We start from the raw sequence: 21,004 nt of genomic DNA, 5'->3' as shown, positions 1-21,004 counted from the left end.
ACCTTCAGCCGATGAAGGAATCGAACTGCATGTCGAATTCCTGCAGCGCCTTCTGCGCATTCTGCATCTTCTTGCGGAACTCGGGCCCGCGCTGCAGCGCCAGGCCGACCGCCAGCACGTCGATCACCACCAGGTAGGCCAGGCGCGCAGAAATCGGCGTGTACGGGTCGGTGTTGAACACCAGATCGATCGGGATCAGCACCGTCGCCAAATCGGCCAGCGGCGTGCCCGAGGGCGCGAGCACGATGACGTCCGCGCCGCCGCGCCGCGCCAGCTTCACTGAGCGCAGCAGGGCAGGGCTGTTGCCGCGCTGTGAAATCGCGACCACCGCATCGCCCTCGCGCAGCAGCGCCGCGGCGATGCTGTGGATGTTCGGATCCGAATACGCCACCGTCGGCACCCCGGAGCGGAAGAACTTGTGCTGCGCGTCGGCCGCGACGATCCCCGACGTGCCCTGTCCGTAAAACTCGATCTTGTTCGCGCGCGACAGGATATCGAGCGCCTTCTGGATGGCTTCCGGATTGAGGTTGTTGCGCAGGTCGAGCAGGGTGTTGATCGAGCGGCTGCAGATCTTGCTGACCAGGTCAGACGCCAGGTCGTCCTGCGCCGGCTGCTCGTTCGCGCCGGGCAGCGCCAGCGCGAGTCCCTGCGCCAGCTTCAGCTTGAACTCGTGCCAGCCGTCGTAACCGAGCGTGCGGCAGAACCGCACCACGGTCGGCTCGGACACCTGGGCGCTCTTAGCGAGCGCCGTGATGTTCTGGCTGACGGTGGCCGTCGGCTGTTCCAGCACCGCCAGCGCGACCTTGCGCTCGGACTTGGACAGCGAGTCGAGCTGCGTCCGTATCGAGTCGAGCAACATCAGTCTTCGGGCAAGGCTTCTTCGCGCCACTGCAGGCCGTCGCGGCCTATCAGTGCGCTGGCCGCCGCGGGTCCCCAGGTGCCGGACGAATACGGAATCGGATTGTTGTCGGCCTGCTCCCAGTAGTCGAGGATAGGCTCGACCCATTCCCACGCCGCTTCCAGCTCGTCGCCGCGCATGAACAGCGTCAGCTGGCCGCGCAGCACGTCGAGCAGCAGGCGCTCGTAGGCGTCCATGCGCGGCGTGTTGAACTGCTCGCGGAAATCGAGTTCGAGTTCGGCCTGCTTCAGGCGCATGCTGTCGCCCGGCGTCTTGGCCATCAAATTCATCGACAGGCCTTCGTCCGGCTGCAGGCGAATCACCAGGGTGTTCGGCTGGAAGCTCGACGTCGGCTGGTTGAAGATCGAATGCGGAATCGGCTTGAAGCGCACGACGATTTCGGCCAAGCGGTCGGCCATCCGTTTGCCGGTGCGCAGATAGAACGGCACGCCGGCCCAGCGCCAGGTGTCGATTTCGGCCTTCAGCGCGACGAAGGTCTCGGTGGTCGAGTGCTCCGGCGCATCCGGCTCGTCCTTGTAGCTCGGCACCGGCTGGCCGTCGACGTGGCCGGCGCGGTACTGGCCGCGCACGATGTTCTGCGCCAGCGTGGTCGGCGTGAAGCGCTTCAGCGAACGCAGCACCTGCAGCTTGGCGTCGCGCACCGCGTCGGGGGCGATCGAGGTCGGCGGCTCCATCGCGACGATGCACAGCAGCTGCAGCAGGTGATTCTGCAGCATGTCGCGCAGCGCGCCCGAGGTGTCGTAATAGCCCATGCGGTTGCCCACGCCGATCTTCTCGGCGATGGTGATCTGCACGTCCGAGATCCACTCACGGCGCCACAGCGGCTCGAACAGGATGTTACCGAAGCGCAGCGCCAGCAGGTTCTGCACGGTCTCCTTGCCCAGGTAATGGTCGATCCGGTAGATCTGCTTCTCGGCGAAGACCTTGCCCACTTCCTTGTTGATCTGCTTGGCCGATTCGAGGTCGCGGCCCAGCGGCTTTTCCAGCACCACGCGCGAATTGGCGGTGGCAAGACCGGTCGCGGCCAGGTTGTCGCAGATCTGCGCGAACAGGTGCGGCGGCGTCGCCAGGTAGTACACGCGCGTCAGGCTGTCGTCCTTGCGCAGCGCCTCGACCAAGGCGCCGTAGGTCTTTTCGTCGGTCGCGTTCATCGACACATACACGATGCGCTTGACGAATTCCGCGTACTTCGCTGCGTCGGGCGCCTTGATGTTCGGCTTGGACTGGGTCTCGACCGCGGCGAGGAACTCTTCCTGCGACCACTCGTGGCGGCCCACGCAGATGATGCGCGCGGACGGCGGCAGATCGCCGGCCACGTCGCGCGAGTACATCGCAGGGAGCAGCTTGCGCATCGACAGATCGCCGCTGCCGCCAAAAAGTACGAGGTCGAAATCGTTGATTGCCATAGTGTGTGATCGCAAAAGTAGGGTGCCGGATGGATAATGCCGCTTGTTGCCCGTTGCTGGCGCACGCAAAGCCGTTTATGTAAATTTACTACATCAATAAACGAATCGCAAGTAATTTTACTACGCGATTGACGGAATGCCGCCGCGCGGCAGGCGGACCGTGAAAGTGGCGCCGAGGTTCTTGCCGGCGCTGTCGACGGTCAGCGTACCGCCGTGCAGCTCGACGATGCGGCGCGCAATGTACAGGCCCAGTCCAAGGCCGGTGGCGTTGCCGCTGGTTTGCAGCGTGAACGCGCCGAACACGTGCTGCAGGTCTTCCGGCGGAATGCCCTGGCCGCTGTCGGCGATGTCGATCTCGACGTGGCTGTCACCGTCGCGGATGGCGACCCGGACGGCGCCGCCGTCAGGGGTGAACTTGATCGCATTCAGCAGCAGGTTCCAGATCACCTGCTGCAGCCTGCCGGCGTCGGCCATCAGCGTGATGCCGTCGCCGAAATCGGCCGGCGCCACGCTGAAGGCGATGCGTTTTTCGTGCGCCGCAGGTTCGATCGTCGACACGGCCGCGCGCAGCACGCCGCCCAGTCCCACTTCGGCCGGCACGATCGACATCTGCCCGGTCAGTGTGCGGGCGGCGTCGATCAGGTCGTCCACCATGCCGGCCTCCTGGCGCACGTGCAGTCGCATGGCGGTCAGCCCCGCTTCGACCGCGGGCGGCAAATCCTTCACGGTGCGCAGCATCAGCTCGACGCGCATCGACAGCGCGGCCAGCGGCGTGCGCATCTCGTGTGACACCGTGGCGAGGAACAGGTCGCGCGTGCGGCTGACCCGGTTGAGTTCGTCGATGATTTCGCGCTGGCGGTCGAACGATCCGGCCAGCGTCGCCAGCAGGGCGGCGTAGGTGGCCATGCGTGTGTCCGAGACCGGAGGCTCGAGCCGCACCACGTTCCACAGCGACTGTCCCGACAGGGCGGCCAGCTTGGCGATGCGCTCGCATTCCAGCGGCGAGGTGAAGTCGCGAAAGCACCATCCGAACACCAGCACGCCGTAGACTTTTCCGGACTGGGTCAGCGGCAGGCTCGATACGCGCATGCCGTGGAACATGCGGTCCGGCTCGGGCGCGCCGCTGGCCAGCACGGCGCCGACGATCTCGCGTTCGAGTTCGGTGCCGGCGCCGTCTTCGCTCCACAGCGCCGACGCGCCGAGGAAGCGGGTGGTGCGCGACGACAGCAGCGGGCCGACGGTGCGCCTGCCTTGCGCGTCCCAGGCGGATACCGCGAGCCCGGTTGACAGCGCGTACTGATTTAAAGGCGCGGCCCAGCCATCCCAATCGATCTGGGCGACATGGGGCTGCGCGATGTGGATCACTTGCTCGCTTCGATCGGCAAATCGACCGACGGCGGCATCTTGCTGCCGTGGGCGATGGCATCCTCGATCACCGGGCTTTGGCGTGACGGCGAACGCGACAGCAGGCCGTAGTAGGACGAGAACGGCAGCTGCGGCACCACGCTGCCCGGATCAATGTAGGCGTCTTCGTCGAGCAGTTGCAGGCCGCCTTCGGCGATCACGTATTCGCGCGTGACCTGGATGTTGCGGCTGCCGCGTACCTTCGGGATCGCGATCGCGCGCCGCAGCACCGTCGAGATCTCGACGTAGTTCAGCAGGATGATGTTGTCGACCAGGTGCGAGCCCTTGAGCTCCTCGCTGATCTGCGACAGTCCCAGCAGCTCCGGGCTTTCGTAGTTGAAGAAGATGGTCGCCAGGCGGTTTTTGAAGAACGTCGCCAGCGCATACAGATAGTCGGCCACTTCGTCGCGGCTGGTCATCTCGTAGACCGCGATGGAATCGAACACGACGACGTCGATGCCTTCCTCCTCGACCAGCTTGATGATGCGGTCGAAGTGCACGTCGAGTTCGAGCTCGAGCGGCGACTCGTACTGGATGAACAATTCGCCGCGTTCGACCATGCCTTGGAGGTCGAAGCCGAGCGAGCCGGCGTTGCGCATCAGTTGTTTCGGGTGTTCGTCCAGGCTGACCAGCAGCGTCTTGTGGCCGGCCTCGATCGCCGACTTCAGGAACTGCACGCTGAGCACCGTCTTGCCGGTGCCAGAGATCCCGCTGACCATCGTCACTGAGCCCTCGTACAGGCCGCCGTCCAGCAGCCCGTCGATCGATTCGGAGCCGATCGACAGGCGCTTGTCGGAGGTCGGCTGCTCGTTGAGGGACAGCGGGCGCGATTGCGCGCGGCGATACACGTGGATGCCCTTGTTCGCTTCGATGCGCATGGTGTGGCTGCCGCCGATGAAGTCCTGGCCGCGCGACTTGAGCACGGTGAGGCGGCGCTGCACGCGGCGGCGGTTTTCCTGGCGCGACAACTCGATGATGGTGTCGAACACGAAGCGCTCGTGCGCCGCGGCGCCCAGCGACTCGTCGCGTTCGGCGGTGACCATGGTCGTCACGCCGAGGCGGTTCAGGCCTTCGATCAGCACGTGCACGTCTTCGCGGAACGGCAGGTCGTGCACTTCGGCGTACAGGCGCAGCGGGGTCAGGCCGTCGATCAGCAGGCGCTTGGCGCCCATCGCGCGCAGCGACTCCGAGAACGCCCCTTCGCTGTTGCGGAACTCGCTCAGCAGAACGGCGGGGCTGGTCTGGATGACCTTGACCTTGCCGGCGTCGATCTGGCCCTGCAGGTCCCAGTTGAAGCCGGCCGCGTCGCGCAGCAGCTTGGTCGAATCGAGTTCGAACGAGACGATCGCGCCCGGTTCGTCGTACAGCGCCGCGCCGGCATGGATGAATCCGAGGCCGAGCGTGGTCTTGCCGGAACCGGGCGCGCCCTCGACGATGATGTTGTTATGGCGCGGAAGCCCGCCGAGAAGGACTTCATCGAGTCCGTCGATGCCGGTTTTGACTAGGGTGTCCACTCTTGTTGCTCCTGCGCGCGAAAAAGCGGGGTCAGCTCCCGCAGGACCTGACCCCCATTAATAGATGCCGACAGTCTATCAGGCTAATTCTGTCTGCTAGCGCACAAAAGGCGTTACGGCCGGTAAACTGGTTCCGGCAGGCCCGGGACGTCTACCCGCAACGACAACACGCAGCCGCTGAGCGGGTATTGCGCGCGTTCTTCGGCAGGCCGCCTGGTGCCGGCGCTTGTGATGTAAAGCGTGCGCAGGTCGGCCCCTCCGAACGCCATCATGGTCGGCGCGCGCAGCGGTAGCCGGACCTCGCGCAGCAGTTCGCCCGCGCTGGAGAAGCGCAGCAGGCGGCCGCCTTCGAACATCGCGCTCCAGTAGGCGCCTTCGCTGTCGACCGCGGCGCCGTCGGGGCGCCCGCCGTAGCCGGGCGCCGCCTTGTCGCTGGAAAAGCGCTGGAATGGCTGCGCTTCGCCGAGCGCGCCGGTGGCGGCGTCGAACGGATAGCGGTCGATCCGGTGGCTGGTGGTGTCGGAATGGTACATCCACTTTTGGTCCGGGCTGAAGCCAAGGCCGTTCGAAACGGTCATGCCGCCCGACCAGGCGCGGCGTACCTGGCCGCGTTCGAGGCAGTACATTTCCGCGGCCGCTTCGGTGCGCGGCTCGTACAGCGTGCCGACCCAGAAGCGGCCGGCCGGATCGACGCGGCCGTCGTTGAAGCGCACCTTGCCGGTGTCGTAGGGCGCCGGCGCGATCGGCGTGAAGGCGCCGCTGTCGGTGTCGAAGCGCGCGAAGCCCGAACGCAGCGCGACCACCAGGCCGCCGCCGGCATGCAGGCCAAGCGCGGTCGGCTCGCTGTCGGTTTTCCAGCTGCGATGCGCGCCGCTGGCGGGATCGAGCCGGTGAATCGCGAAGCCATCGATGTCGACCCAGTACAGGCAGGCCTCGGCCGGATTCCACAGCGGGCTTTCGCCGACCGCCATCGGCTGGTCGAACGCGACGTCGATGGCGTCGCTCATACGGCCGCCTTGGCCATCGCGATCAGGCCGTTGGTGGAGCTGTCGTGCTTCGCGGGCTGCGCGTCGCCGTTCAGTTCGGCCTCGATGTTCTTGGCCAGCACCTTGCCCAGCTCGACGCCCCACTGGTCGAAGCTGTTCACGTCCCACAGCACGCCCTGCACGAAGGTCTTGTGCTCGTACAGCGCCACCAGCGCGCCGAGCGAATGCGGCGTCAGGTATTCCATCAGGATGGTGTTGCTCGGACGGTTGCCCGGGAAGGTCTTGTGCGGCGCCAGGCGCTCGGCTTCGGCCTTTCCGATACCCTGGGCATTCAGGTCGGCGCGCACTTCGTCGATGGTTTTGCCGCGCATGAACGCTTCCGACTGCGCGAAGCAGTTCGCCAGCAGCGCCGCGTGGTGCTGGGTGAATTCGTGTCCGGGCCGCAGCGCCGCGATGAAGTCGATCGGCGTCACGTCGGTGCCCTGGTGCAGCAGCTGGAAGTAGGCGTGCTGGCCGTTGGTGCCGCATTCGCCCCAGATCGCCGGGCAGGTCGGGGTGTCGACCGGTTCGCCGCTGCGCGTGACGCGCTTGCCGTTGCTCTCCATCTCGAGCTGCTGCAGGTATGCGGGGAAGCGGTTCAGGTCCTGGTGATACGGCGCGATCGACACCGAGCCGCAATCGAGGAACTGGCGGTTCCAGAAGCCGACCAGCGCGAGCAGCGCCGGCATGTTTTGATCGAGCGGCGCGGTCCTGAAATGCTCGTCCATTGCGTGCGCGCCGGCCAGGAAGTCGCTGAAGTAGCCGAAGCCGACGGCCAGCGCGATCGGCAGTCCGATCGCCGACCACACCGAATACCGCCCGCCGACCCAGTCCCAGAACGGGAACATGTTGGCCGGGTCGATGCCGAATTTCTTGATTGCCTCGGTGTTGGTGGAGACGGCGACGAAGTGCTTGGCCAGCGCCTCCGGCTGCGCCAGCGCGAGGAACCAGCGGCGCGCGGTCTGCGCGTTCATCATGGTTTCGCTGGTGGTGAAGGTCTTCGAGGCGACGATGAACAGCGTGGTCTCGGGATCGACCTGCGACAGCGTCGCATCCATGTCGTGGCCGTCCACATTCGACACGAAATGCAGGGTCAGCGTCGGCAGCGAATACTGGCGCAGCGCCAGGCAGGCCATCTTGGGGCCCAGGTCGGAGCCGCCGATGCCGATGTTGACGACGTCGGTGATCGGCTTGCCGGTGTAGCCGCGCCAGGCGCCGGAGCGCACCGCGTCGCTGAAGATGCGTACGCGTTTCAGTACATCGTGCACGTCGGCGCCAACGTCCTGGCCGTCCACCACCAGCGCGGGCGCATCGATCGGCGCGCGCAGCGCGGTGTGCAGCACGGCGCGGTCTTCGGTCAGGTTGATCTTCTCGCCGGCGAACATCGCCTCGCGCTGGCGCTCGACGCCGCGCTCGCGCGCCAGGCCCACCAGCAGTTCAAGCGTGCGCCCGTCGAGGCGGTTTTTTGAATAGTCTAGAAAGAGACCAGCGCCTTCGACCGACATCTTCCTGAAGCGCTCGGGATCGGCGCCGAACAGGTCGCGCATCTGCCAGCTGGCGGCGTCGACGGCGTGGGTGGCGAGGGCCTGGAAACTGGCGGTGGAGGTGAGGGCGGGCTGGCGCATGGTATCGAGAGTAGAATGGGCTTATGTTTATGATACATCAAAATTCGGTAAATTCACTACATAATGAAATGCGGAGCGTTGCAGTTGACGTGCGCCGCTGACAAGGCCGGGGTCAGGTCCGCCGGACCTGACCCCATTGTCGCAACAATATTCGAGCCTGACGGATTAATTGAATAATTTTGTAGTAAAATTTCAGAAATTAATTTTAGAGGATTGACCATGGCGCTCCATCCAGTACTTCAGGCGGTGACCGACCGTATCATCGAACGCAGCCGCCCGTCGCGCGCAGCCTACCTCGCGCACCTCGACGCCGCGCGCGTCCAGGGCGTGCAGCGCAGCGCGCTGGCCTGCACCAACCTCGCGCATGGCTTCGCCGCGTTCCCTGCCAACGACAAGCTCAAACTGAAGGAGCAGAAAAAGCCCTCGATCGGGATCGTCTCGTCATATAACGACATGCTGTCGGCGCACCAGCCATTCCAGTTCTTCCCCGAGATTATCAAGGCCGCCGTGCGCGAAGTCGACGCGGTCGCGCAGTTCGCCGGCGCGACGCCCGCCATGTGCGACGGGGTGACGCAGGGCCAGCCCGGCATGGAACTGTCGCTGTTCTCGCGCGACGCCATCGCGATGGCCACCGCGGTCGCGCTGTCCCACAATATGTTCGACGCCGGCCTGTACCTGGGCGTGTGCGACAAGATTGTCCCGGGCCTGTTGATCGGCGCGCTGCATTTCGGTCACCTGCCCGCGGTGTTCGTGCCGGCCGGCCCGATGAGCAGCGGCGTGTCGAACAAGGAAAAAGCGGCGCTGCGCCAGCGCTACGCGCAAGGCAAGGCCACCCGCGAAGAACTGCTGGAAGGCGAATCGGCGTCGTACCACAGCGCCGGCACCTGCACCTTCTACGGCACCGCCAACAGCAACCAGATGCTGATGGAGTTCATGGGCCTGCACCTGCCCGGATCTTCTTTCGTCCCTCCGGGCACGCCGCTGCGCGACGCACTGACGGCCGCCGCGGCCAAGCGCGCCGTCGCCATCACGCCGCAGGGCGGCAATTACACGCCGGTCGGCCACGTCGTCGATGAAAAATCCATTGTCAACGCGGTCATCGGCCTGCTGGCGACCGGCGGCTCCACCAACCACACGCTGCACCTGGTGGCCATCGCCAAGGCGGCCGGCATCGTGATCGACTGGGACGACTTCAACGAACTGTCCGCGATCATTCCTTTGCTGGCCCGGATCTACCCGAACGGCGACGCCGACGTAAACCACTTCAACGCGGCCGGCGGCCCTGGCTACGTGATTCGCGAGCTGCTCGACCAGGGACTGCTGCACGACGACGTGCTTACCATCCTCGGCAAGGGCCTGCGCGCCCATTGCATGGAGCCGTTCCTGGACGGCGAGAAGGTGGTATGGAAGCCCGCTGCCGCGCAATCGGCCGACACCGAGGTGCTGCGACCGGCCTCCGCGCCGTTCGCCAACGACGGCGGCATGATCCTGGTGAAGGGCAACCTGGGCCGCGCCGTGATGAAGATCTCCGCGGTCAAGGAGCAGCACCGCGTCGTCGAGGCGCCGGCGCTGACCTTCAACTCGCAGGAAGACTTCATGCACGCCTACCAGGCGGGCCACCTGGACCGCGACTTCATCGCCGTGATCCGCTTCCAGGGCCCGCGCGCCAACGGCATGCCGGAACTGCACGCGCTGACTCCGGCGCTGGCCAATCTGCAGGACGCCGGCCGCAAGGTGGCGATGGTCACCGACGGCCGCATGTCGGGCGCGTCGGGCAAGGTGCCGGCGGCGATCCACGTGTCGCCCGAGATCCTGGCCGGCGGCCCGCTCGGCCTGGTGCGCGACGGCGATATCATCCGCCTCGACGCCACCCTGGGCACCTTGCAGGCGCTGGTGCCGGATGCGGTCTGGCATGCGCGCGCGATGGCGACCGCCGATTTGTCGTCGTCGCACATCGGCATGGGACGCGAGCTGTTCTCGATGTTCCGCCACACGGTCAGCGAAGCGGAGAAGGGCGCCACCACCTTCTCGCTGCCATCGCCGATCCCCACCACCGTGCCGCTGCACGAAGGCGCCGATGTCGGCGACATCGTCCCCGGCTCCGACGAAGACACCTTGATCAAGAACCCAATATGACCATGAACCTGCTCGACATCATGCGCGTTGCGCGCGTCATTCCCGTCATCGCCATCGACGACCCAGAACACGCCGTGCCGCTGGCGAAAGCGCTGGTTGCCGGCGGCATCCGCGTGCTCGAAGTCACGCTGCGCACCAGGCATGGCCTGGACGCGATCCGCGCCATGACCGCGGTCGAAGGCGCCATCGTCGGCGTCGGCACGCTGACCCAGCCCGAGGAATTTGCCGCCGCGCGCGACGCCGGCGCCGTGTTCGGCGTCTCGCCCGGCCTGACGCCGGCGCTGATCGAGGCGGCCAAGCGGAGCGGCCTGCCGCTGCTGCCGGGCGTGATGACGCCGTCCGAAGTGCTGGCCGCGCGCGAAGCGGGCTTCCTGCAGCTCAAGCTGTTCCCGGCGGTGCCGGCCGGCGGCGTCGGCATGCTCAACGCGATCGGCGGCCCGATTCCGGATGTGACGTTCTGCCCGACGGGCGGCATCTCGATCGAGACCGCGCCGGCCTTCCTGGCCTGCAAAAACGTCGCCTGCGTGGGCGGCTCATGGCTGACGCCGAAGGACGCGCTGGCGGCCGGCGACTGGGCCCGCATCACCGAGCTGGCGAAGGCGGCGGCCGCGCTGGGCTGACCGTCCGTGGTGAAGCGCAGCCTCACCGAAGGCGAAGTGGCGATGGCGTCGATGCTGTTCGGCGACGCCATCGATTATGCGAAAGTTCGCATAATCGGGCGGCGCTACATGCCGTTCCAGCCGCGTAACTGCGCGATGACGCCGAACGGCAGCATGTACTTTCACCGCTCCTGCTTCCTGGACGATTATTCGTCTGCGGACATCGGCGCGCGCCACTGGTTCATGCACGAGATGGTGCACGTCTGGCAGCACCAGCTGGGCTATCCGGTGCGGCTGCGCGGCGCGGTGCGCATCGGCCTCGATTACCGCTACCGGCTGCGCGCCGGCGCCACGCTGGCCGACTTCAACATGGAAGCGCAGGGCGACCTGCTGGCCGATTATTTCGTGCTCAAGCTGCTCGGTGCGCCCGGGGCGATGCGCTGGCGCCACAACGCCGGCGCCCTCGACCTGTTCGAGGAAGTGCTGGCCGATTTCATTGCCGATCCATCAAAGCGCGCGCACCTGCCGCGCAGCCTCGGCAGCCGCCGTTAGTTCGCACGGCTTGCGCGGCATCAAACAGCGCCGGGCGGAAAGCCGTACGCTAGAAGTTTGCTAGACGCAACTTTTTTCCGGCGAGGCCCTATGTACTTCCGTGTTTTCATCCCGATCATCCTGCTGCTGTGGACAGCGCGGGCGGGAAGTGCGCCCACGCCGCGTATAGGAGAAGCGGAAGTGCGCGATGCGAACAAGGGACAGCCGTGCTTCACGATTTCCGAACGCGAGGAGCGGCGCGGCGGGGCACCCGATTTCGAGGCGATCAGCGTGGTGGACACCTCGGCCCGGCCGCGCGAGACGGTGTGGAAGATGTCGATGCCGAAAGGGCGCACCTTTCCGGTGATGTTCAGCATGTGCATTCCGTACGCTGGCAGGGTGCAGTCGCTGCCGCAGACGCGCGCGGCGGAACTCGAACCGGGCAGGGTGTATGAGGTGACGATCGACGTGCGCGGCGGGGCGCCGGAGCAGGCGCGCGGTTATGGCGCCAGGTTCTGCCTGGTCAGGCAGCGCGACGGCGGCGTCAATGTGCTGCCGATCGCACCTGGCACGCGCGAAGGGAAAAATCTGTACGGATGCGTCGCGGCCAAGTGAAGATGGGGTCGTCAAATTCGGGGTCAGGTCCATCGGACCTGACCCCTACGCCTGATCGACCGCCACCTGGTTGCGCCCGCCGCGCTTGGCCTCGTACAAGGCGCGGTCCGCCGCGCCGATCAACTCGGCCACTTCAAGCGGATTGTTCGGCGCCTGCGTCGCCACGCCGATGCTGATGGTGACCTGCGCAGACCCTTGTGCGCCGACATGCGGAATCGCCAGTTGCGCGACGCAGCGGCGCATCGTCTCGGCGATGCCGGCCGCGCCCGCGCTGTCCATGTCGGGAAGGATCACCGCGAACTCCTCGCCGCCATAGCGCGCGATCAGGTCGGGCGGGCGTTTCAGGCGTGCGGCCAGCGCGCCGGCCACGCGGATCAGCGTGTCGTCGCCCTGCTGGTGGCCATAGTGGTCGTTGTACGCCTTGAAGAAATCGATGTCGATCATCAGCATCGACAGCGCGACGCCGGAACGCTTGGCGCGCCGCTGCTCCTTCTCGATCGCCTGGTCGAAGTGGCGGCGGTTGGCGATCCCGGTCAGGCCGTCGGAGAATGTCTGCGAGCGCAGCTCCAGCGCCTGCTCACGCAGCAGCCGCTCGCGCTGCACCGCGGCGCTGACGTCGCTGACCTGGATCAGGCAGTGGCGCCGATCGCCCTCGACGTCGAGCGGCGTGACGGCGACCGCCTGCTGGATGCGCACGCCGGCGATGCGCGCTTCGCGGTCGGCGAACAGCGGCAGCGGCGCCTTGTGCAGCGTCTGCGACAGCACCGCGGGGAAGTTGTCGCGCAGCGCCTGCAGCACCGCGCGGTCGAGGCGCTTGCCGTGCAGCGCGGGGAAGACGGCGAAGAAGTCGCGCCCCAGCACCTCGCCTTCGGTGCAGCCGGAGCGCTGCGCCATCCAGCGGTTCCACAGCACCACGCGGCGCGCGTTGTCGAGCACCACGGCGCCGACGTCCAGCGCGCCGAGTACGTTTTCCAGCATCCCCGGACGAATCATGTCGATGCTGCCCATGTCACTCGCCTTCAATCGCGGACAGGTAGCGCTCGACCTGGGCCTGCAGGTCGGCCAGCGCGGAGAGGTCGAGCACGAACGCCACGTAGCCGTTGATCTGGTGCGTCTCGAGGATGAAGTCGATGTGCAGCACCAGCACCACGGTGTCGGGCGAGCCGCCGGAGGCGCCGAGGATGTCCTCGCTGCTGCCCAGGTGGTAGACCGGCAGCGAGCCGCGCAATTCCTGCTCGAAGATGTTGGCCAGGGTGCCGACGCAGGAGTTGAGGATGATGTTGCCGATCTCGCTCATCGCCTCCTGCTCCATCTCGGTGAGCTGCTTGAACGGCACCGCGTCGCCCACCATCAGGCGCACGATGTCGAGGCTTTTATCTTCGGGGAACATCAGGATCGCGCGGGTAGTAAAGGCGCCTTCGTAGAGCTGGCTGACGCCGCACACGCGCTGGCCGTCGACGTTGCCGAGCAGGGCGGCGGCGGCGGCGCGGTTCAGGAAGCGGATCGACGGCACCGACATCGTGACCTCTTCGCTGACGATTTCGCTCATCGCCCTGGCGGCCTGGCCGACGCCGATGTTGAAGATTTCAACCAGCGCGTCGTGCTGCAGTTCGCTGAGCGTGACCATGCTTACTCCAGCGCGCCCAGCAGGGCGTGGATGCGCGCCTCGGTGATCGGCTTTTCCATGAAGCCGATGCCCATTTCGCTGGCGCGGTTGCGGGTCGCGTTCTGCACGTTGGCGGTGACCAGCGAGATGTGGGCGTCCGGGCACAGCGCGCGCAGGTGGCCGGCGGCGGCCATCCCGCCCATGCCCGGCATGTTGATGTCGATCAGGATCAGCACCGGCGAGATGCCCCGCACCTTGTCGAGCGCTTCTTCGCCGGTGGCCGCTTCCTCGACCAGCCAGCCGGGCTGGCGCGTCAGAATGAACTGGCGTGCCATCAGGCGCGAGACGCGGCTGTCGTCGACCACCAGTACGATTTTCGAGTCGTTCATTGCGATTCCCAAGAGTCTTCAAAGCGTTGGGGGATTCTGCCACCGATCGGCGCATTGTTTTTCCCAAAAGGAACATTCTTTGCGCTGGCGCGGGGTCGCGCTTGCTGCGGGACAAGGGAAGATATTGTTGAAAGGCGGCCCGGCCACGGTCGATCCGTTAAAATGTCGGCATTCCCCCCAAGTTAAGCAGAATCATGACCCAAGACGAACTCAAGCAAGCAGTGGCCGTGGCCGCGATCCAATATGTCGTGGACGGCGAAATCATCGGCGTCGGCACCGGCTCGACCGCCAATTTCTTCATCGACGAACTGGCCAGGATCAAGCACCGCATCAAGGGCACCGTGGCCTCGTCGGAAGCGACCGCGGCGCGCCTGCGCGGCCACGGCATCGAGGTGTTCGACCTGAACGACGTGCCGTCGATCGCGGTCTACATCGACGGCGCCGACGAAATCACCAGCACCGGCGCGATGATCAAGGGCGGCGGCGCCGCGCTGACGCGCGAGAAGATCGTCGCTTCCGTGTCGGGCCAGTTCGTGTGCATCGCCGACGGCTCCAAGCTGGTCGACGTGATGGGAAAATTCCCGCTGCCGGTCGAAGTGCTGCCGATGGCGCGCGCCGCCGTCATGCGCAAGCTGGCGGCGCTGGGCGGCCAGCCGAAGCTGCGCGTAAAGGCCGGCACCGACGAAGCCTTCATCACCGACAACGGCGGCCAGATCATCGACGTCGCCGGCCTGTCGATCACCGACCCGGTCGCGCTGGAGCAGGAAATCAACCAGGTGCCGGGCGTGATCGCCGTCGGCCTGTTCGCACTGCGCGGCGCCGACGTCTGCCTGCTGGGCACCGGCGAAGGCGTCAAGACCCTCACTTTCTAAGCCAAGGAAAAGCATGAAGCGATTGCTGCTGCTGGCGACGTGCGCGTTTGCGCTGTCGGCCTGTTCGATGTTCAAGACGAAGATGGAACCAGTGGCGATTGCGCCGGCCAAGCCGGTCGACACGCGCCTGCGCGACGCCAACGGCGCCGTGATCGAACGCATCGCCTTCCGTCCGGGCGTGTCGTCGGTGACGGTGGAGCGCCTCGGCAAGGCGCAGGCGTGCCACAGCAGCGAGGGCGCAGGCCTGGTGACCGAGCCGGGTCCGGTCGAGGTCTACAAGATGGTGTGCGACAGCGGCAAGGTGTTCATGGCCCGCTGCGAACTGCGGCAATGTAAGGCGATGTGACGATTCCGCTCACCGATTCGCGGCGCGACGGCATCCTGATGCCGTCGCTTGCGCTGTTCGGCAGCCAGGTTTCCGTCAACCTTGGCGCCGCGGTGGCCAAGCAGCTGTTCCCCGTCATTGGAGTGGAAGGCATCACCGCGTTCCGGGTGGGCTTTTCGGCGCTGATCCTGCTGGCGATCTTCCGCCCCTGGCGTTCGCCGCTGACCCGGCGCGACGTGTTCAACCTGGTCATCTACGGCGCCGTCATGGGCCTGATGAACCTTCTGATCTACCGCGCGTTCCAGCGCATCCCGATCGGCATTGCGGTCGCCATCGAAGTGACCGGGCCGCTGCTGGTGGCCTTGCTGTCGTCGCGCCGGCCCCGCGACATCGCCTCGTGCGCGCTGGCGGTGTTCGGGCTTTATCTGCTGCTTCCCTTGAATACAGTCGCCGGTCGCCTCGATCCGGTGGGCGTCGCGTATGCCTTCGGCGCTGCCGCGTGCTGGGCGCTATACATCGTGTTCGGCAAGCGCGCCTCGAGCATCGCGGGCGGGCAGGGCGTCGCGCTGGGGATGCTGGTGGCGTCGCTGTTCATCGTGCCGCTCGGGGTGGCCTACACCGACCCATCGACGATCACGACGCGGGTAGCGGGCATCGGCCTGCTGATCGCGGTGTTGTCGAGCGCGGTGCCGTACTGCCTGGAGATGCTGGCGCTGCGCGGCCTGCCGCAGGGGCTGTATGGGATGTTCAGCAGCGCCGCGCCGGCCGTCACGGCGCTGGCCGGGCTGGTCGTGCTGGGAGAGCGCTTGAACGGGACGCAGTGGATGGCGATCGCCTGCATCGTGCTGGCGTCGGCGACCTGCGCGCTATCCGCTCGAAAAACTTAATGACCGTTCTGGCTGCGCAAAATCGCGACGGTGCGTTGCACGACAGGGGACATATACCCGCCCGTGCGGTAGGTCAGGCCTAGCCTTCGCCTCAGCGTCGTTTCGGGCAGTTCGACCTCGCGCAAGTACGCCTTTTGGGATTGCAGATTGAAGCGGGCCACAAATCCCAGCAAGTGAGTCTGCTCGATGATCGGCAGGATCATGTTCAGCACATTCGATTCGATCTGCACGGCCGGCCGCGCAAGGCCATTCCTTTCGAAGGTCTGGTCGAGCCATTGACGGCTCGCCACCGAAGCTGCCGGCAGTACCCATTTGTAGCGCAACAGGTCCGGCAAGGTGTACGGGGCTTTGAAGATGTCGTGATCCCGGCTCGCGAGCACGACCACCTCGTCCTCGGAAAACTGCTCGGACACCAGGTGCTCGTCCGATTCGACGATCGGCCCCACCACCAGGTCCAGGTCGCCCTCGCGTAGCGCCGAGAGGAGGGCGTCGTTCATCGCCACCTTGAGTTCGACCTCCACCTCGGGCGCGCCGCCCAGCAGTTCTTCGAACACGCCAGGCATCATGTGCTCGGCCAGCGTCGGCACGCAGCCGATCCGCATTTTTCCCTTCAGGCCGCCGGCATGCTCCTTCATTTCGCGCGCGGTTTCCTCCACCAGCAGCGCCATCTGCTTGGTTCGCGACAGCAGCACCGCGCCGGCGGCGGTCAGCTTCATCCCGCGTCCGGACTTTTCGAACAATTGCGCGCCCAGGTCCGCTTCCAGCCGGTCGATGCATTTGGTCAGCGCCGGCTGGGTGCGGAACAGCTTTTCGGCGGCGCGGCCGAGGTTGCCTTCGGTGGCGATGACTTCGAAATAGCGCAGGTCGCGGAAATCCATGAAGCATTCCTGAAAGTTTAAGAAAGCGAAAAATAAGTGAATATACATTATAGATCGCGCTTCATATACTCGGTTCACATCAAGAAAAACATTCACAGACCCGCACACAGAACAGGACCCGACATGACCCATTCCGCCCCTCCAGACGTCATCAGCGACTTCATTCGCGTTGATCCGAGCCTGGCCAAAGCCGCCTCCGAATTTCCCGCCTCGATCCTGGCCGACGTCGCCGGCCGCCGCGGCACACTCAGCAGCCGTATTGCTCCGCTGGCGCCGACCATGCGCATCGCCGGCCCGGCGCTGACGATCGAAGTGCGTCCCGGCGACAACCTGATGATCCACGCCGCGATGGCAATGGCGAAGCCGGGCGACGTCCTGGTGATCGACGGCAAGGGCGACGAGACCACCGCGCTGATGGGCGAGATCATGATCTCGGCGTGCATGAAGATCGGCATCGCCGGCGTCATCATCGACGGCTCGGTGCGCGACACCGAAGCCATCCGCGCGCTGGGCTTCCCGACCTACGCCGTCGGCGCCAATCCGAACGGCCCGAACAAGCTGGCGCCGGGACGCGTGAACTGGCCGGTGTCGGTCGGCGGCACCGCGGTCGCTCCCGGCGACCTGATCGTCGCCGACGCCGACGGCGTGGTGGTCATCGAGCGCAGCAAGGTGGAGGCTGTGCTGGCGCTGGCAGCCGGCAAAGTCGCCGACGAAACCGTGCGCTTGACGCAAATCCGCAGCGGCGGCCAGTTGCGCCCGGCGTGGCTTGAAGGCGCGCTGAAGAAGGCCGGTGTGGTGATCGAAGGAGCAGTCGCATGAGTCGCGTGATCCTGGTGACCGGCGCCGATCTCGCACCGCAGGCGGTGGCGCTGCTGGCCGATTTCGAGCTGGTCTACGCCGGCAAGGACTGCAACGAGGATAGCGTGGTGGCGCTGTGTCGCCAGCACGATCCGGTGGCGATCATCGCGCGCTATGGAAAAATCAGCGCGCGGGTGATTGAAGCGAGCCCGAGCTTGCGCGTTATTTCCAAGCACGGCACCGGCATCGACACCATCGATGCGGCCGCGGCGAGGGCGCGCGGCATTGCGGTCAAGGCCGCGGCCGGCGCGAATGCCGCCGCCGTGGCCGAGCACACCTGGGCCCTGATCCTGGCATGCGCCAAGAACGTGGTTCGCCTCGACGGCCGCATGCGCGCCGGCCACTGGGACAAGGCGACGCACAAGAGCCTGGAGCTCAAAGGGCGCACCCTGGGCCTGGTTGGCCTGGGCGCGATCGGCCTGCGCGTCGCCGACACCGGCATGGCGCTCGGCATGCGCGTGATCGCTTACGATCCGTTCGCCAAGGCGTTTCCCGCCGGCGTGGAGCGCGTCGAACTGGACCACGTCATCGCCGCGTCCGATGTGTTGTCGCTGCACTGCCCGCTGACGGCGCAAAATGCGAATATGATCAATGCGGCGACGCTGGCGAGCATGCGCCAGGGCGCGATCCTGGTGAATACGGCGCGCGGCGGCCTGATCGACGAGGCGGCGCTGGCCGATGCACTGCGCAGCGGCAAACTGCGCGCCGCGGGACTCGACAGCTTCCAGGTCGAGCCTTACGACGGCGCGCACGAATTCTCGGCGTTGGCCGACGCGATCCTCTCGCCCCACGTGGCAGGCGTCACCGACGATGCCTACGTCGGCATGGGAACGGCGGCGGCGCAGAACGTTCTGGACGAACTCGCCGTCACGGCGTAACAGCATATAAAAAGGAGTGCGCCCACGATGGCGCACCCGACCGGCAGGCTTTGGAGGAAGACAAGATGGAAACCACGAATCGCGACATTCAATTCGAGAGGGCGACGGTGCGCAAGGTCATCGGGCGCCTGATCCCCTTCCTGATGGTGTGCTACCTGCTCGCGTTCATTGATCGCGGCAACATCGGCATGGCTGCCCTGAGCATGAATCACGACCTGGGCATCTCGCCGCAGGTGTTCGGTTTCGCCAGCAGCCTGTTTTTTATCTCGTACTTCTTCTTCGAGGTGCCGAGTAACCTGGCGCTGCAGAAATTCGGCGCGCGCAAGTGGATCGCCCGAATCATGATCACCTGGGGGCTGGTGTCGGCCGGCACCGCGCTGGTGACCGGCCAGAACTCCCTGTTCGTGCTGCGCTTCCTGCTCGGCGCGGCCGAAGCCGGCTTCTTCCCTGGCGTCCTGTTGTACCTGACTTACTGGGTGCCGTCGGCCTACCGCGCCCGCATCATCGCCATTTTCATGGTGTCGGTGCCGCTGGCAAGCTTCATCGCTTCGCCGGTCTCGGCCCTGCTGATGCGCATGGAAGGCACGCTGGGCCTGCACGGCTGGCAGTGGCTGTTCCTCCTGGAAGGGCTGCCGACCGTCGTGATGGGCCTGGCTTGCCTGTCATTCCTGACCGACCGGCCGGAACATGCGAAGTGGCTGAGCGCCGAAGAACGCGACTGGCTCGCCGGCCAGATGGAGCGCGAGCGCAGCGAGAAGAAACTGGTCGCCCATGTTTCGCTGTGGAAGCTGTTCCGCAGCAAAGAGGTGCTCGGCATGGCGCTGGTCTGCTCGACTGCGTCGGCCGCCGGCTCGGTGCTCGGCGTATGGCAGCCGCAGATGATCAAATCGTTCGGATTTACGGTGATGCAGACCGGCTTGCTCAACTCGATTCCTTACGCCATTGCCGCCGTGCTGATGGTCTTTTGGGGACGCAATTCGGACCGTACCGGCGAGCGCCGCTGGCATATAGTCATTCCGCTGGCGCTGATTTCGGTGGGAATGCTGTTCACGCTGGCCACCACATCGATCGTGCCGACCATCATCCTGCTGTCGTGCGTGCTGATTGGCGCCTACTCCTTCAAGGGACCGTTCTGGGCGCTCAGCTCCGGCTGGCTGGCCTCGGGCTCGGCAGCGGCAGGGCTGGCCGGCATCAACGCCGTATCCAACCTGATCGGCGGCGGGCTGATGGTCAACGTCTATGGCTGGATCAAGGCCGGTACCGGCAGCTACGCCCTGGCCCTCCTGCCGATCGCGGCGCTGGCGCTGGTCAGCATCACGGTGCTGATGGTCCTGAGCCGCAGCGCCAGCAAGGCGGCGCGCATTGCAACGATCGGGGCCGCGGCATAAGCGACGCCCGATTCATCCAACACATCATTACAACCACAACAGCAGGAGACCTGTATGAATCCGTTCGCCCGTCACATCCTGATCGTCGCGCTATCGAGCCTCGCTGCACTGGCCAGCGCCGCCGAGCAGCCGTATCCGTCCAAGCCGATCCGCCTGGTCGTTCCGTTTCCCGCCGGCGGCGGCACCGACATCATCTCTCGCGTGGTGAGCAACAAGCTGACCGAAACGCAGAAATGGGTCATCGTCGTCGACAACCGCCCTGGCGCCGGCGGCAACATCGGGGTCGACCTGGCCGCCAAGGCGCCGGCCGACGGTTACACCATCGTCATGGGCCAGACCAGCAACCTGGCGGTCAATCCCACCCTGTACGCGAAAATGCCGTATGACGCGATCAAGGACCTGGCGCCGGTCGCCGCGGTGGCCGACGCGCCGCTGGTGCTGGTGGTGGCCGCCGGCTCGCCGTTCAAGACGCTGGCCGACGTGGTCGCCGCGGCCAAAGCCAGGCCCGGCATGATCACGCTGGCCACGCCGGGCAACGGCACGGTGGCGCACCTGACCGGCGAATTGTTCCAGAAGGCGGCCGGCATCAAGCTGCAGCACGTGCCATACAAGGGCTCGTCCCAGGCGATCACCGACCTGCTCGGCGGATCGATCCAGCTGCTGATGGCCTCGGTGCCGACGGCCAACGGACAGTTCAAGGGCGGCAACATGCGTGCGCTGGCCGTCACCTCGGAAAAGCGCTCCGGCGATTTGCCGACCGTGCCGACCATCAACGAGTCGGGCTACAAGGGCTTCGACGCCCGCACCTGGTTCGGCTTCCTCGCCCCGGCCGGCACGCCCGCGCCCGTCATCGCCAGGCTCAATGCCGAAGTCAACAAGGTGCTGAAAATGCCGGAGGTGCGCGAGAAGATCCGCGTCGAAGGCGGCGACACCCTGGGTGGCACGCCCGAGGAGTTTGCCAGCATGATCAAGGCGGAACACGTCCGCTGGGGCAAGGTCGTCAAGGAGTCCGGCGCCAAGATCGACTGACCGGCGCCCACGCAGCCATCGGCCCGCGGCGACGCGGGCCCACACCACATTCCTTTTTCAATCCGCGCAACAGCGGAGGGATCCGTGCGGCCTTCGCACGGCAATTGAACCAGCAGCATC

General features: G+C 65.9%; 21 protein-coding genes. 11 read left to right on the top strand and 10 right to left on the bottom strand.

Annotated elements, in window-relative coordinates; all coding sequences use genetic code 11:
• Positions 1-4 precede the first annotated feature (4 nt).
• From AC1D02_RS07555 to pgi, 6 genes are all read right to left on the bottom strand, one after another.
• Positions 5-859 (bottom strand): SIS domain-containing protein, encoded by an 855-nt coding sequence (locus AC1D02_RS07555; protein ID WP_477315307.1) that lies wholly within the window; start codon positions 857-859, stop codon positions 5-7.
• The gene (zwf, locus tag AC1D02_RS07550) at positions 859-2,325 is read right to left on the bottom strand and encodes a glucose-6-phosphate dehydrogenase (RefSeq protein WP_477315305.1); all 1,467 of its coding nucleotides are present in this window, start codon (positions 2,323-2,325) and stop codon (positions 859-861) included. Before zwf ends, AC1D02_RS07555 begins: the two co-directional genes overlap by 1 nt.
• Positions 2,326-2,445: 120 nt before the next feature.
• On the bottom strand, positions 2,446-3,690 hold the full coding sequence (locus AC1D02_RS07545; protein WP_477315303.1) for a sensor histidine kinase: 1,245 nt from the start codon (positions 3,688-3,690) through the stop codon (positions 2,446-2,448).
• Positions 3,687-5,243, bottom strand: coding sequence for an ATPase domain-containing protein (locus AC1D02_RS07540; RefSeq protein ID WP_477315301.1), 1,557 nt, complete (start codon positions 5,241-5,243; stop codon positions 3,687-3,689). The genes AC1D02_RS07545 and AC1D02_RS07540 overlap by 4 nt, the downstream gene beginning before the upstream one ends.
• Before the next feature lie 113 nt (positions 5,244-5,356).
• Positions 5,357-6,250: an SMP-30/gluconolactonase/LRE family protein gene (locus tag AC1D02_RS07535; RefSeq protein ID WP_477315299.1), complete on the bottom strand. Its 894-nt coding sequence runs from the start codon at positions 6,248-6,250 to the stop codon at positions 5,357-5,359.
• Complete coding sequence (pgi, locus tag AC1D02_RS07530; protein ID WP_477315297.1) at positions 6,247-7,893, bottom strand: glucose-6-phosphate isomerase; 1,647 nt, start codon at positions 7,891-7,893, stop codon at positions 6,247-6,249. The genes AC1D02_RS07535 and pgi overlap by 4 nt, the downstream gene beginning before the upstream one ends.
• A gap of 219 nt (positions 7,894-8,112) precedes the next feature.
• Between pgi and edd the strand changes: the two genes are divergently transcribed.
• The 4 genes from edd (at position 8,113) to AC1D02_RS07510 (ending at position 11,774) form a co-directional block, all read left to right on the top strand.
• Positions 8,113-10,029: a phosphogluconate dehydratase gene (gene edd / locus AC1D02_RS07525; protein ID WP_477315295.1), complete on the top strand. Its 1,917-nt coding sequence runs from the start codon at positions 8,113-8,115 to the stop codon at positions 10,027-10,029.
• Entirely contained in the window at positions 10,026-10,649 is a 624-nt protein-coding gene (gene eda, locus AC1D02_RS07520) for a bifunctional 4-hydroxy-2-oxoglutarate aldolase/2-dehydro-3-deoxy-phosphogluconate aldolase (protein WP_477315293.1), read from the top strand. The genes edd and eda overlap by 4 nt, the downstream gene beginning before the upstream one ends.
• Before the next feature lie 9 nt (positions 10,650-10,658).
• Positions 10,659-11,180 (top strand): Rhs element Vgr protein, encoded by a 522-nt coding sequence (locus AC1D02_RS07515; protein WP_477315291.1) that lies wholly within the window; start codon positions 10,659-10,661, stop codon positions 11,178-11,180.
• Between the two features lie 90 nt (positions 11,181-11,270).
• Positions 11,271-11,774: a Maf family protein gene (locus tag AC1D02_RS07510; RefSeq protein WP_477315289.1), complete on the top strand. Its 504-nt coding sequence runs from the start codon at positions 11,271-11,273 to the stop codon at positions 11,772-11,774.
• Positions 11,775-11,819: 45 nt separating this feature from the next.
• On the opposite strand, the gene AC1D02_RS07505 is transcribed toward AC1D02_RS07510, so the two are convergent.
• From AC1D02_RS07505 to AC1D02_RS07495, 3 genes are read right to left on the bottom strand one after another with little or no spacing between them, the layout of a single operon-like run.
• Positions 11,820-12,782 (bottom strand): diguanylate cyclase, encoded by a 963-nt coding sequence (locus AC1D02_RS07505; RefSeq protein ID WP_477315287.1) that lies wholly within the window; start codon positions 12,780-12,782, stop codon positions 11,820-11,822.
• A gap of 1 nt (position 12,783) precedes the next feature.
• Positions 12,784-13,401, bottom strand: a complete 618-nt coding sequence (locus AC1D02_RS07500) for a chemotaxis protein CheC (RefSeq protein ID WP_477315285.1) — start codon at positions 13,399-13,401, stop codon at positions 12,784-12,786.
• 2 nt (positions 13,402-13,403) lie between these two features.
• On the bottom strand, positions 13,404-13,769 hold the full coding sequence (locus tag AC1D02_RS07495) for a response regulator (RefSeq protein ID WP_477315283.1): 366 nt from the start codon (positions 13,767-13,769) through the stop codon (positions 13,404-13,406).
• 194 nt (positions 13,770-13,963) lie between these two features.
• Here AC1D02_RS07495 and rpiA point away from each other — a divergent pair, with 194 nt between their 5' ends.
• The 3 genes from rpiA to AC1D02_RS07480 are packed head-to-tail and all read left to right on the top strand — an operon-like array spanning position 13,964 to position 15,853.
• A complete protein-coding gene (gene rpiA, locus AC1D02_RS07490; RefSeq protein ID WP_477315281.1) occupies positions 13,964-14,641 on the top strand; it encodes a ribose-5-phosphate isomerase RpiA in 678 nt (225 codons plus the stop codon).
• Between the two features lie 13 nt (positions 14,642-14,654).
• The gene (locus AC1D02_RS07485) at positions 14,655-14,987 is read left to right on the top strand and encodes a hypothetical protein (protein ID WP_477315279.1); all 333 of its coding nucleotides are present in this window, start codon (positions 14,655-14,657) and stop codon (positions 14,985-14,987) included.
• Positions 14,984-15,853: an EamA family transporter gene (locus tag AC1D02_RS07480; RefSeq protein ID WP_477315277.1), complete on the top strand. Its 870-nt coding sequence runs from the start codon at positions 14,984-14,986 to the stop codon at positions 15,851-15,853. Before AC1D02_RS07485 ends, AC1D02_RS07480 begins: the two co-directional genes overlap by 4 nt.
• Here AC1D02_RS07480 and AC1D02_RS07475 read toward each other — a convergent pair.
• Entirely contained in the window at positions 15,850-16,731 is an 882-nt protein-coding gene (locus AC1D02_RS07475) for a LysR family transcriptional regulator (protein WP_477315275.1), read from the bottom strand. The genes AC1D02_RS07480 and AC1D02_RS07475 overlap by 4 nt on opposite strands.
• A gap of 123 nt (positions 16,732-16,854) precedes the next feature.
• Between AC1D02_RS07475 and AC1D02_RS07470 the strand changes: the two genes are divergently transcribed.
• From AC1D02_RS07470 to AC1D02_RS07455, 4 genes are all read left to right on the top strand, one after another.
• Positions 16,855-17,550 carry an RraA family protein gene (locus tag AC1D02_RS07470; RefSeq protein WP_477315273.1) on the top strand — a complete coding sequence of 232 codons (696 nt, stop codon included), beginning with the start codon at positions 16,855-16,857 and terminating at the stop codon, positions 17,548-17,550.
• Positions 17,547-18,467 (top strand): NAD(P)-dependent oxidoreductase, encoded by a 921-nt coding sequence (locus AC1D02_RS07465; protein WP_477315271.1) that lies wholly within the window; start codon positions 17,547-17,549, stop codon positions 18,465-18,467. Before AC1D02_RS07470 ends, AC1D02_RS07465 begins: the two co-directional genes overlap by 4 nt.
• A gap of 65 nt (positions 18,468-18,532) precedes the next feature.
• Positions 18,533-19,855 carry an MFS transporter gene (locus AC1D02_RS07460; RefSeq protein WP_477315269.1) on the top strand — a complete coding sequence of 441 codons (1,323 nt, stop codon included), beginning with the start codon at positions 18,533-18,535 and terminating at the stop codon, positions 19,853-19,855.
• 54 nt (positions 19,856-19,909) lie between these two features.
• On the top strand, positions 19,910-20,884 hold the full coding sequence (locus tag AC1D02_RS07455) for a tripartite tricarboxylate transporter substrate binding protein (protein WP_477315267.1): 975 nt from the start codon (positions 19,910-19,912) through the stop codon (positions 20,882-20,884).
• The last annotated feature ends 120 nt before the right edge of the window (positions 20,885-21,004 follow it).

It is taken from the genome of Massilia sp. P1_C10 (assembly GCF_056406475.1).
This window is presented reverse-complemented; position numbering and strand designations above follow the sequence as displayed.